The sequence below is a fragment of the Paraglaciecola aestuariivivens genome (assembly GCF_052983255.1).
This window is the reverse complement of the sequence record NZ_JBRKBA010000011.1, coordinates 1-13,052: the sequence shown is the minus strand read 5'-3', so window position 1 is coordinate 13,052 and position 13,052 is coordinate 1. Positions and strand designations below refer to the sequence as shown.

The 13,052-nt window shown below is 40.0% G+C and carries 9 protein-coding genes; 3 read left to right on the top strand and 6 right to left on the bottom strand.

Translation table 11 applies throughout. The annotated features are described in order from the left end of the window. Positions 1 to 9: 9 nt before the first annotated feature. Genes ACVCDT_RS14270 through ACVCDT_RS14245 form a run of 6 tightly spaced genes read right to left on the bottom strand, consistent with a single transcriptional unit; the run spans position 10 to position 7,896 of the window. Complete coding sequence (locus tag ACVCDT_RS14270; RefSeq protein ID WP_447133464.1) at positions 10 to 1,050, bottom strand: FemAB family XrtA/PEP-CTERM system-associated protein; 1,041 nt, start codon at positions 1,048 to 1,050, stop codon at positions 10 to 12. After that, positions 1,050 to 2,057, bottom strand: a complete 1,008-nt coding sequence (locus ACVCDT_RS14265) for a polysaccharide deacetylase family protein (protein WP_447133463.1) — start codon at positions 2,055 to 2,057, stop codon at positions 1,050 to 1,052. Before ACVCDT_RS14265 ends, ACVCDT_RS14270 begins: the two co-directional genes overlap by 1 nt. Then, positions 2,054 to 3,172 carry a glycosyltransferase gene (locus ACVCDT_RS14260; RefSeq protein WP_447133462.1) on the bottom strand — a complete coding sequence of 373 codons (1,119 nt, stop codon included), beginning with the start codon at positions 3,170 to 3,172 and terminating at the stop codon, positions 2,054 to 2,056. Before ACVCDT_RS14260 ends, ACVCDT_RS14265 begins: the two co-directional genes overlap by 4 nt. A gap of 8 nt (positions 3,173 to 3,180) precedes the next feature. Then, a complete protein-coding gene (locus tag ACVCDT_RS14255) occupies positions 3,181 to 4,137 on the bottom strand; it encodes a glycosyltransferase family 2 protein (RefSeq protein ID WP_447133461.1) in 957 nt (318 codons plus the stop codon). A gap of 29 nt (positions 4,138 to 4,166) precedes the next feature. Continuing rightward, positions 4,167 to 6,755, bottom strand: a complete 2,589-nt coding sequence (locus tag ACVCDT_RS14250) for a hypothetical protein (RefSeq protein ID WP_447133460.1) — start codon at positions 6,753 to 6,755, stop codon at positions 4,167 to 4,169. Continuing rightward, positions 6,748 to 7,896 (bottom strand): GNAT family N-acetyltransferase, encoded by a 1,149-nt coding sequence (locus tag ACVCDT_RS14245; RefSeq protein ID WP_447133459.1) that lies wholly within the window; start codon positions 7,894 to 7,896, stop codon positions 6,748 to 6,750. Before ACVCDT_RS14245 ends, ACVCDT_RS14250 begins: the two co-directional genes overlap by 8 nt. 263 nt (positions 7,897 to 8,159) lie before the next feature. Between ACVCDT_RS14245 and prsT the strand changes: the two genes are divergently transcribed. The 3 genes from prsT to ACVCDT_RS14230 all read left to right on the top strand — a co-directional run bounded on the left by prsT (position 8,160) and on the right by ACVCDT_RS14230 (position 12,898). Beyond that, entirely contained in the window at positions 8,160 to 10,913 is a 2,754-nt protein-coding gene (gene prsT, locus ACVCDT_RS14240) for an XrtA/PEP-CTERM system TPR-repeat protein PrsT (RefSeq protein WP_447133458.1), read from the top strand. 242 nt (positions 10,914 to 11,155) lie between these two features. Beyond that, on the top strand, positions 11,156 to 11,845 hold the full coding sequence (locus ACVCDT_RS14235) for a PEP-CTERM sorting domain-containing protein (protein WP_447133457.1): 690 nt from the start codon (positions 11,156 to 11,158) through the stop codon (positions 11,843 to 11,845). Positions 11,846 to 12,208: 363 nt separating this feature from the next. Continuing rightward, positions 12,209 to 12,898 carry a PEP-CTERM sorting domain-containing protein gene (locus ACVCDT_RS14230; RefSeq protein ID WP_447133456.1) on the top strand — a complete coding sequence of 230 codons (690 nt, stop codon included), beginning with the start codon at positions 12,209 to 12,211 and terminating at the stop codon, positions 12,896 to 12,898. Positions 12,899 to 13,052: the final 154 nt, after the last annotated feature.

Genomic DNA, 13,052 nt, shown 5'->3' with positions numbered 1-13,052 from the left:
ATTAGCGTGTTACAGACTAATATGTTTTCGAATTTTGGGGCCTAAATGGGTGGTAATGCCCAGCGGCAATTTAGCCCATGCCTTTTCCACTAAGGTGCGTATTTTACTGACCTTGAGTGAGGTATTTTTATCTAATTCTGGTTGCTCTGCAACTAAGTTTGACCATGCCAATGGCATAGGCTCGGCGCCCCATTGGCGTTTAAACTTATAGGTGCCCTCATTATATGTTGAGCGACCAAAGTCAAATTCACTATAACCCTGTTGAATCACGTATTCGAGTAGCGACCAATATAACAGCATATTGGGGGCTAGCTTATTGTACTGGGCAACGGTAGAGGCCCACGGAATAGCGGCCTTTTTGCCATTTAATAACACAATGCCAGCGCCTACTGGAGTGCTGTCTTTGTATACCACAGATAAAATAATGTGCTCTGCGTAATGTTCTAATAGTGCTTCAAACCAGGCTTTGCTGTGAACAGGTGAGCCTAACTTACGCATGTTAATGGCAAATATTTGGTAAAAGTCGTGTATTTTTTCTGGGCTGGTGGCAATTTGATAATGCAGGCCGTTTTTTTCAGCTTTACGAATTTGACTTCGTAGCTTTGATTTAAAACTTGCCATGAGATCGTCGGCAGTATCGGGCAAAGTAAGTAACATGCGCACTTTTTGCCCAGTTAAATCACCATCTGGTAAGTGATTATGGGTGTCTCTGTATTCAAAACTTTGGCCATTTTTCTGCGCCAGTTGGGCTAAAGCAAAGTGCTGTAAACCTTGTACAATGCTAGGGTTGTTGGCCAACGCATGACCTAGATCGCAGTAGGGTAATGAACAATAACTTACTTTAGCCCAAGGTTTTTGCATTGCAACACAAGGTAATACACCCACTACTTCACCTTGATCTATGGCAATCACACTACTGTTTGGATGCTGGTAGGCTTGTTCTATGCTTTGTAACCAAGCAAACCTATGATAGGGCGAGCTATCTTGATGTTGGCTTACGTAGTTGTCCCATTGTGCCTGGTCGCTGGCGACCACAGTTCTTAGTTCCATTAATTACCTGCATTACGCTTTTGTAGCAAGTCTGCCGCTTGAGATATGGTGCAAAACTCTATTGTATAGTGTTGCTTTAATTCAGTGACCACCTGGCTAACGGCATCGCTAATAAAGTCAAAGGGGTTTTTCTGACAACCCAATAATCCTTCTTGATTGTCGAATAAACTCGAGCTGTGCATGTACATGTGCAGCACTGGGTAACCTTTTTCAATAACATTGTGACACAGGGTTAGCATGTCGCTAGGGGCAGATAATTCTGGGCATAGATAGGTTTTACGGATTAACTTGGTATGCCAAGCAAAGCCATTAAAACGGGTGTAACTTAAAGGCGGTTTAGCAAAAGCCGTGTGTATTTTATTGGCCAGATTAAAATTGCCTTGGTTAAATCCTACAGTAACCGGAAATTCGTATATGTCGTTTTGCGAGCCAGCTTGCAAAGGGTTATTTAGATCGGGCCAATAGGGTAAGGTTGGGGCTCCGTTACAATGAAAATATTCGTTGGCATAAAAAGGGTACACGCTTGAGTCTACATTAATGCCGCTTTTTATTAATAATTGCATAACCTTGCTGTCTATTCCCCAACGGCCTGTTCTAAAAGATTTAGGCTTAACCGCAAAGCTATTTTCTATTTGAGTGACTAGGGCTTGGAGTTTTTGTTCGACTTGTTCTACCGGTAAATTAATAACATGAGATTCGGCTTCGCCCACTTCACCAAAATAAGGAGGGTTACACCAAGGATGTAAATGCGCCCCGACTTCGCATTGGCCTTGATCGGTAAAGCTGCGCATATGAGCAACTGCTTGTGGATTATTGGCTACGGCAAAATCAATAAAATAAGTGGGTTTAATCCCCAAATTGGCGCATAACTGATGAAAAGCAGGTAATTTTGCAATGTTGTCTACCTCGGCCACTTGCTGAGGAAAAGGCCCCGACCAATCCCACTCTTCTTCGGTGTCTATGGTTAGAACAAATAGAATTGCTGGCTTATCTGCTGCTTTGCTCACTTGGCCTCCGTTGCCAGTTTTTCGAATAAATCACTGTATTCTTGGGCCATTCTGTTGGCTGAATAATGCTGATAGACAAAATCTTTGGCATTGGCCGCTAAGTTGGCTGCGTAGTCTGGCTCAAACAAGAGCTTTTGCCAATAACCTAGTAACTCTTGTTTTTGACCTAAAGGCGCTAATAGCCCAGTTTTTTCATGCTCAATAAGTTGATCGATGCCGGCAATATTGTAGGCAGCAACAGGTATATTGGCGGCTGTGGCTTCCATTAAGCAACGTGGAATCCCTTCGAGAGTCGAGGTCATAACAAACAAATCAAAAGATTTTAATAGTGAGAGTCGGTCGTCTCTAAAGCCTAAAAACTCAATATGACTGACACTAGCCAAGGTTTGGGCATGGGCCTCTAGTTCGGCTCGGGCATCACCATCACCTAGTAAAACTAACCGAGTGTTAGGGTGTTGGGCATGGAGTTGGTCAAAGATATCTAAAATATCGTAGATGTTTTTACGGCTGATCATTTGCCCAACAAAACCAATGCGTTTTTCTTCTGGCTTGTCGCGAGTAGGTACAGGCGTGGCTTCTACTTCTGATAAATCTACGCCATTTTGAATATAAAGGGTTTTAGCGTCTTTTACCCCCATTCTTTGGCAATCGCGTAACAATTGTTGCGACAAGGGCACAACTTTAGTGGCGAATTTCATGGCTTGGCAGCCTAACCAAATAAAAGTGCGAAGCTTGATGTCTTTGGCGTTTTCGAAGCCATGGGGGGTAACTACCACAGGAATACCGGCTTTTTTAGCAGCAATAACCCCTATGATGTCTGATTTATAGCCGTGTGTGTGCACTATATGAATATTGTGCTGTTTGATTAAGGCTACCATTTGGGTTACTGCCGACCAATCAAACTTGCTGCTCATATTTATGGTATGACAAGGTAAATCAAGCTTTTGATATTCTTTTACTAATTCTAAGGGGGCTTGACCTGGCTCCATAGTGACGGCTAAATCACAACGTACTTTTTTAGGATCCAGATGTTTGGCTAGGGCTAACACCCAACGCTCGGCCCCATAAAATCCGGTAGAGCAAATAAACTGCAGCACATTAACTGTTTGAGTCATGTAATTCCTTAATGTGTTTTTACGCCTATAGATTTAAACAAACCTAATACTGTTCCAATGGCTCTGGCCGGAAAGTAAAAAATATAAAATTTTACGATTTGTATTAGCGAAACGCTTTTTTTCGCGACCATATACAAACGCAAACTGTATACAAAAAGCGGCAGAGCTGCTACTAAAAAAGCCCATAAGGCTAGGGTATGCTCGCCTAACAGCACTAATACTAGGGTGAGCATTAACATCAGCATGATAGCCAAAGGTGCAATAAAGCTAGGCCATTCGCGCAATGGAATTGCTCTACCAGCTATGGATTGTAAATTTGATTGCCCACGCCAGATTTCTTTTTTGAACATGGCGCCAAAGGCTTTGTCTTCACCTATATGCACATAGGTTGCTTTAGAGGTGTAGTAGAGTTTGCCTAATTTAGCGGCCTTGTCGGTAAAGTAATAATCTTCGCAAGTTACTAAATGCTCGGGAAACCCGCCTATTTTTGCAAAGGTTGCTTGGCTTAAAAATAGATTTCTACCGGGTAAAAAAGCCACGTTTGTATCGATTTCGGCGTTACTTAAGCTGGTGCGTATTTGTTCTAAGGGTGGGGCTTTGTCGTCACAAATTTGCATGGCACTAGTAATAACTCTTTGTGGATCTGCATTTAGCTCAGCTAACATTTGGGTTACCCAGTTTGCAGATAGCCCAATATCGGCATCTAAAAACGCCAGATACTCTCCCTTAGCCTGAGTTACGCCATAGTTGCGCAGCGCTGAAATAGTGTCTGTTGTGGGCCGAATAATCACATTGAGTTTAACATCTGGGTTGTCTAACAACTTTTGCTGTTGAATGTCGGGGGTTTGGCTAACAACAATAACCTCTAGGTCGGACAAGTGACAGGTTTGCTGGCTAATAGATTGAAGTGTTTGAATTAACATTTCGAATCTTCCCTTGTGGGGAATTATAAAAGATACCTGCATTATTTTAATTTTTTCCTGTCATGGTGAGCTTAGTTTAAACGTCTTTTTATCCAGTCGATTTCGGCTTTGGGCGATAATTTGCGAATTCGAGCCGTTAATAGTTTTACTAACCCTTGGCGTTCTGTTTGTTGTTGATAACTGGCGGGTGGCCAGGTTTTTCTTGGTGCTAAATTTGTATTTGTAGTCGTTAGTTTAAAGCTATCTATGGCACCTTGGTTTTGCATTAATAACACTAAAATGCGGGTGTAGGTTTTAGTTGGTGCTTGGCTTAGCTTATCAGCTACATACTGCTGAAAAAACTCTGCTTTTTGCATATAGTGATTTTTTTTCTCTGGGCTGTAATATTCAGCCGCTGCTAATACATGGGTTTTACGTAGATCTTGCGCGGTCCAAGTTTCGTTTGGGTATTCTAAAATGTCGGGTTTTTCTAAATAAGGATATTCGTGCTCGAGCATCCAGTCGGCGTAATTGAGTAAACTATCACGGCAATAGTAAAAGTCTTGGTCAAAAGCTTGTTGTTGTTCTTTTACTTGTAAATAGCGGCAAAGCGCTTGTAACAGAACGGTATAAAACCAAGTGCCTTCAACATTATCTAAGTTGCGTAGGCTAACATCTTCATTTGGATGCAGGGTGTGCCGCAAAATGTGCTCAGCCTGAGCTAAATAATGTTGGCTTTGGGTGAGTGCATAACTATCGAGTAGCGCGTTAATATAGTTGGCTATGCCTCTATCTAAGGGGTACTGGCCAGTAAAGTGATTTTTAATGCCTGGTACATTTCGGTTTTTAAAGGCCAATAACAATTCAAGGCATGTGCCTGAGCCTTCGTAAACATGGGTGATCCAATTGGTGAGTGTTAATACAGCCTGTTTAGAGCTGAGCTGCCCAGTTAAACAATAATGTAGGTATAGGCCAGTAGTGTAACAATGCTGACCTCCTGGGCCGCCGCCACCTGCATGATCTTGATAAGCATTGCTAGATTGATGCTTAGAATAAGAGCGGTGGCTAGAGGTATAGGCTTGTAAGTAGTGATCTGTGTGCCAAAACAAGCCGCCGTTGTATTCGTTTTTATCTAGCTGGGTGTGATAGATGTCAATATCTTTTACATGTTTTGCTAAGTCGTCGGCCAAAGTAAACCACTGGGTATCGCCGCTCAGTAAATACTGGCGTAAAAACCCATAAATGGGGTCGTATTGGTTATTGTAATGGGAGACAAAAATATCCTTGCCGCTATAACCAGCGGTTTCATGATCGGCGTAGAGTTCGCCAAAGTTTCGCCACCCATATTCGTCTAGTGCTTCGCGCTTAGCCACAAAACCGTGATTTTGCTCTAAACCTAAATTTATTATGGGTTGTAGCGCACAGCTTTGGGCTGGGTTGGTTTGTATAAAAGGGTACAAATGACATTGATTAAGCCACTGCCAATCGACGCTCGCGCGGCTGACTAGGTTTGATTCTGTTAACCCTTGTTGGCTGCTATCGAGCGACAGCATCATAGAATGGGTTTTCTTTTCGCCACCTTGTAATTCGTATTGATAAGTTCGAGCAGGAAACAGCCCCCATACAGCCAGCTGATTATGTACCTTGAGACTTTTTGGAAAATTTTGCCAAAACTTATCAAAGCGCAGGGCAATATTGCTTTTTAATTGCACAACTGGCTCACAGCGCAAACCTGAGATTGCCTGTGTGTTGTTATCAAAACCATCAACTTTTATTTCGAAGCCATTCTGCTCAAGTTCAACTTGGTTATTTTGATTAACGTGTACTGGACTTTGCCAATTTTCGCCACCACTAGCATATTGTTGGCACTCAAAGTGTTGGCCTTCTATGCGAGTTTGGTTGTTGAGATCGAGTAACACATTAGTTAGCTGGGCTTGACTGTCGCTTGCGGTATTAAACTCTATATTCAACTCGTGAAAATAATAAGAGCCAGCATCACCTAAATCCCACTTGCCGCCCTGATGTATTGCTCTGTTGGTGTTGTGGATTTGCATGTCGAATTTAATTAGGTCAAAGGGCACCAGCCAGTCGAGCTGTAAACTGAATTCAACCTGAGTATGCAAAAATTTACCGGTTATTTGTAACGCTATGGCATCGGTTTGATTAGCCGCTAGACTGACTAAGGGCATTACACTAGCGTGAGTAAAATGTGCGGCAATCGGGTGGTTAAACTGGTTAGTAAGCTTTATATCATTGGCGCCAAAGCTTAAGACTTGCAAAGCTTGTTGATTAACAATATTAAGCTGCTGTGCGTCTAAGTCGAGGGCTAATTTTAAGCCTTGCTCCTGAGAGTTAGGGTAACTAAATTGTCGTCCTAGAGGTGTAAATTGTGACACCTGCTGGTTTTGTTGTTGCGCCTCGTGGGGGGCAATGTTTAGCGCTAATTGAGTGTCGTTTAGAGGCACATAAATAAATTTTGCCCATTTAATGCTGTTATCTGACCATAAGGCTATGACTTGGCAAACAGCCTGCACTTTTTGTTCGGTAGACAAAGATTGTATTGAGAGCTGATCAAGGCTAAAAACCTTTGATTGTGGAAAAGGAAGCGCAAGCTCACAATAAGCGCCTTGTTCTTGTGGGGATGTTATTGGCACCATGACATTGGATTGAGACTTAGTCATGCAGCTTCATCCATAAATTTGAAAACATTTTGCCAAGAAGTTTGCGTTTCCACTTTCTTAAAAACTCGCGTAACTTCAATATTGGGGTTTGTCGATAATACACGTAGATATTTTGTGCATAGGGTAAAGCGTTTGACAATGACGCTTTATATTGGGCTTCTCCAGCCAAAAAGTCGTACACCTTTACGCCATGTAAAATGGCTTGTTCAATCACTAAACTATGCATAACTAAGCCAACTTTAATGCGGTTATCTGAGTTAAATTGCAAAGCAGAAAGGTAAAAGCTCCAGGTATCTTGGTGGGTGAATAAATATACATAACCCAAAGCTTTGTGGTTTTGATACAAAGTATAAAGTCGGCAGTGTTGATTATCTTGATCTTGGGTAATGAGGTTTTGGTGGAAATCATAAAAAATGGGATTGTCGAAGCCACTCCCGTAAACAGTAGTGCGCCATTTTCTGCGATGTAATTCGGCTATGTTAGCTAGGGTTTGAATTTTTTCGTCGGTGCTGGTGGCTAGCTCTAAATGGATAGGACTTTGCTGGTTTAATAACTTAAATGCGCGTTTTATATGTGAGCGAGTGTTTTTTGACAGGCTAGCTAAATAGTCATCGAGATTGTCCATTCCTGCCAAGTTAGCCAAATAACCCGTTGAGGTTAATTCGGTTCGGCGTTTAAACCCCAGAATATTTAAACTGTCATTAAAACGTGGCGAGCTTAAGCCAATTTTAATATCGTGTAGGGGGCGTATTTGACTTAATTGCTGGCAAATCTGTTGTGTGACTTGAGCTTGGTAGTTGTTATGGCAAAGAAACTTATTGTGCTCAATCCAGATCTGGTCTTCTTTTTTATTCCCACTTTTGTGTAAAAAAAACTGACATATGTTAATACAACCCAAGACTTTCTGGGTTTTGATACCAAATAGTGCTAAGCCAACTGTTGTTTGATTGTAAGTGACTTCGATGCAAAGGCAATTTTGGCCAGACAAATCTTTTTGAGCCAGCCATTGATTAATCCAAAACCAACTAGTAAAGGCTGAATGCTGAGCCTGCTCTTGTAACCCCTGCCACTTTTGCTGCAATTCGGGCAGATGCTCGTTGAGCACATAATAGGTGCTAGTGTTAAATGCTGTAGTTGGCATGTTGTGCTTTTCCATTTGCGACTAGTTTAGTTTCCAACATAAATTTAATGATAATTCAGTGTGTTAAGGCTAACTGAAAGTGCGTTTAAATCACATAAAAAAAGCCTGTAAATTTAAAATTGCCGCTTACTTTAGTACAGTGTATTTAACTAAGGTCTGCCTATATAGTAATCACAAAAAGTATCACTAAACAAAAGATTAGTGTTTTTTGTGGCTCAAGAGGTAAGATATTGAGCAGTTAATCATTCAACTTGGAAAGAATAATGACAAAGTATTACCCCGCACTTATTTTTGGCCTTTTAATTGGAATTACTGGCTGTACAGAGAAAACTTCTGAAGAATATATTGCATTAGCAGAAGCACAAATTCAGCAAAACGATAATGCTACAGCCATTATAGAATTAAAGAATGCTATAGGAGTGAATCCAAGAGATGCTCGCGCACGTTTTTTGTTAGGGGATTTGTACGCCCAGCAAGGTAGTAGTGCCGCAGCAGAAAAAGAATTAACCCGCGCATTAGATTTAGGTTACGAGCCTAACGAAGTCTTACCTGTTTTGGCCAATGTGTATAGTTTGCAATTTAAACACAATGAAATTATTAAGCTGGTGGAAGATGCGAGAAATTTAGCGCCAGAAGTGTCGACCTCGTTATTGTTATACAAAGCCTTGGCGCATTTTCAGTTAGGTCAACCTTATAAAGCCAAAAGAGCAATTGCCGATGCAAACGAAATTAATGCGGACTCTTTATATAGTAAATTAGGTAATGCTTATGTTGATTTTAGTAACAAACAAATTGACACTTCACTAGAAAAAATTGAACAAATTCTTAAAGAGCGCCCAGACTTTGCAGATGCGCATTTATTAAAAGGACAATTAACTACTGCTGCAAATAATACTCAAGCTGCAGTTGAGAGTTACGAAAAATATAAAGCGCTCTTACCAAAAACCTACCAATCTAGAGTGTTGCTAGCCAATGCCTATTTAAAAAATAAGCAATACGAAGAAGCTGAAAAAGAAGTAGATATTTTATTGCAGGTTAACCCTGAGCAACCATTTGTTAATCAGTTGAAAGGAGCGATTCGTTTTCAAGCTCAAGATTTTGAAAATGCTAAATTGCATATCGAAAAAGCCATTCATAATGGTTCGGCCAATTTACCAAATAAAATAATAGCGGGTGTGAGCTCTTTTCAATTAGGTTCGCATGAACTGGCCTACGAATATTTAAATTCGATTAAAGGTCAGTTACCAGCAGGGCATCCGATATTTAAAATGTTAGCCATATTAGAATTGAAATTAGGCAATAGTGTAGATGCTGGAGAAACTTTAACTAGCTTGGATGGGCTATCGGAAGATGACATCATTTTATTGTCTGCCGCCAGTGCGCAATTAATGCGTGAAGGTAATACCTCTCAATTACGAACTATTTTAGACAAAGTAGACACTATCGAGTTTAACGACCCTTTACGTATTGCTCAAAAAGGTATGTTGAGGTTGTCATTAGATGATATAGATGGATTGGCCGACTTAGAACAGGCGTTGTCTTTAGATCCAGACCAAGATTTAGTAAACACAGCTCTAGCAAGAGCTTACGTTAATAATGGTTTGTACGAAAAAGCTTTAGAGCTTAGTCAGAAATGGATAGAGCAAAAACCTCAAGAGGTTTATGGTTATGTGCTGGCGGCTATTAGCTACGACAACATGAAAAAAGCCGCACTAGCCGAACAAATGTTTAATAAAGCTTTGTCTTTTGACCCTAATAATATTGCCGCAAATACTTATTATGCAGACAAAGCCGAAGCCGCAGGTGACAAAACCCTGGCCATTAGTTTTTTAGCTAAAATTATTGGGGCTTATCCAGAGCATACGTCAAGTTTAAGAAAACATTTTGTATTGCAACACGAGTTAGGCAATGACAAAGAAGCCATCAGACCAATAGAGTCGGCGTTTAATCGAGCTAATGATAAATTTCAATTTAGATTGTTATTTTCGCAAGCATTATTGACTGTAGGTAAATACAGCGAGTGTATTGGGGTGTTAGAAAGTGTAGAGCCTGATGCGAAACTGCCTGATGCCTATTGGGTAGTATTAGGCAATGCCTATTATTATAACAAACAAAGAGAAAAGGCCTTAAATGTTACCGAAACTTGGTTATCTCAAGAACCAAATAACAAATCTGCTTACTTACGCTTGATAGCACTGCAAGATTTGTTTAAACAATTTGAGAATGCACTAGAAACCACAAAAAGTGCCAAACTTAAATTTTCTGATGATCCACAATTTACCCTGCTTACTATCTATTTCTATATAGTGACTAATGATATTAAGGCTGCCGAGTCTGTCTATTCTGGGCTTTCTGACGAAGTAAGAAATAGCGTGGCAGGGCAAGGTTTAAGAGGGCAAATTATGTTAGAAAAAGGTGATGCCAAATCTGCATTACCTAAACTGAAAGCCTTTTATGAACAAAAAACCAACCAACGAAACGCAACTTTAGTAGCTAAGGCTCTGAAAGAGCTTAAGTTATATTCACAAGCAATAACCTTTTTGCAAGGTCATAAAAAGTATCAAGGGGAGTCTGTTACAAATGACGTGCAAATTGCAGAATTAGCTATAGTGTCTGGCAACTATCAATTGGCTATTGATCAATATTTATTGGTACTGGATGTAGAGCCAAACAATACTCGAGCATTAAATAACTTGGCTTATATATTAGTAGACCAAGGTAATTACCAAAGAGCATTACAGTATGCAGAGCGTGCTGCGGCTTTAAAACCCGATTATCAGCCTATTTTAGATACTTACGGCACTACTTTGCACAAATCAGGCATGTTTTCTAAGGCAGCTCAAGTCTATGCCAAAGCTTATAGCTTAGATAAAGCCAATGTTGAATTAGCGATTCGATATGCTGAAGCGTTAATTGCAGCCAAAGAACATGATAAAGCAGCCCAGCTCTTAAGTAGTCTACAACCCAAAGATCCTGCTACTCAAGTCGCAATACAACGATTGCAGTCTGAAATATGAGGTTGTTATAGCTGTAAAGTTAGAGGCTATGTAGGCAAATAAGTGTCGGGTATTTTTACATTTGCTATTTGCTTGTTATTTTTTGAGATTTTAAGTTATTGATTGTAAAGGTTTTTTAAAAGTTGGCACTGTTCGTGCTTTATTGTTTGAGAAGACATTAGCGCCGTTAATAGATAATAAACAAGTTTAGGTATGCTTTAGCTGTGTAGTGTTTAAATTCTAATTATGCTTATAGGAAGTAGATGATGAAAAAATTAAAAGTATTACTTGGTGCTTTATCAATGCTTACGCTTGGTGCATCAAATGCAAGCACCTTAGTGTTAGATAGCTTTAACTACAATCCATCTTTGGCTTTAACAGTAGCTAGTAATGGAGCGTCAACTGCTTCTGACTCAGTTATTTCTGCAGAAAGTGGTGCAACAGCTAACTACACTCTTACCTTTGAAGGTGGTACTGGTGCAGATGCTGTAAATGGTAACGTGTTTAGCGCTGGTGTATTGAGCTACAATGAAGATTCGTTAGCTAATGGTTCTCTTCTAATTGAATATACCATTGACGCGCCTACTCCATTCAACACCTTAGACTTTACTGGGTATGATGCCTTTTACTTCGACATCTTAGCGATTGATGGAAGTGGTGGTTTTGATATCTTGTTAACTCTTACTGATTCTGATGGTACTGAAATTTCAGCTACTTATACTATTACTACTCCAGGTACTTTTATGGCCACTTTTAGTAGTATGACGTCTGACCCAGACTATGCTGATTTTGATTGGTCTTTGGTAACTAAAGCGTCGACTAGTATTACGTCTGACGGTACAGGAGATGATTTCTCTCTTGCTGAGGTAGGTTTAGTTCCCGAGCCTTCTGCTCTAGCGTTATTAGGCTTGGGTTTGGTTGGACTTGGTCTACGTCGCAGAAAATTAGTTTAATTAACTAATCCGATTTCGAAGCCCGCGTTAAGCGGGCTTTTTTGTGCCTGAATTAACGTAAATTGCTTTAACGCTCTACTGTAAATAACAAAAGAACATGATACTCACCTTATACCTAGCTTGATATTGCCTAGGATACTTAGGGATATTGCTTGTTTGAGTGTCGGTATTTTTTACAAATCCTAAAACACTGATTTGATCGAAAAAATTAACTATTTGAAATATATGCAAAAAATATTTTTGGCCTTATTTATGCAGTATTTAAAATGATGACATTAGCAGCGTTATTTAACCTTAGGAAAGGGTAAATAATGCACTTGCTGTAGCTATGTTGAAACTCTAAATATACTTTAAAAGGAAGACATGATGAAAAAATTACAAGTATTAATAGGTGCTTTATCAATGCTAACGCTAGGCGCTGCCAATGCAGGTAAATTAGTATTAGATAGCTTTAATTATGATCCGCCTCTTGATCTTGAAGTATCAAGTCTAGGTCCGGCAACCGATACTGATACTGTTACTTCAATAGAAACTGGTGCAAGTGCTGTATATACCCTTACCTATTTGAGTGGCACTGGTGCAGACAAAGTTGATGGTAATGTGTTTGGAGCAGGTAATTTAAATTATAACGAAGATTCTCAGGCAGATGGTTCGTTATTGATTGATTACTCTTTACCCTTTCCAGCACCGTTTAATACCCTTGATTTTACTGGATATGATGCATTTTACTTTGATATTTTAAATATAGATGGAAGTGGTGGGTTTGATATATTAATTACCCTAACGGACAGTGACGGAACTCAAATTAGTGCATCATATAATGTTACTTCTGTTGGTATTTATATGGCTAATTTTAATGACATGATGGCTGATCCAGATTATGCCGACTTCGATTTTGCTTTAGTTGCAGGTGCCTCTACTTTCATTACTTCATTGGGCACTGGGGATGATTTCTCACTTGCAGAGGTTGGTCTAGTACCAGAGCCTTCTGCTCTAGCTTTGTTAGGCTTAGGTTTAGTAGGTTTAGGTCTACGTCGTAGAAAGTTAGTTTAATTTTCTAAATAGACATTAAAAAGCCCGCTTGTATGAAGTGACCCCCAATAGTTGGACATACCAATTACTGGGGGTTTTATGTCTGCATACAGTAGAGAGTTCAAACTAGAAGTAGCAACGCAAGCCAACACCAAAGGTTCGCGTCTGCTTTCAA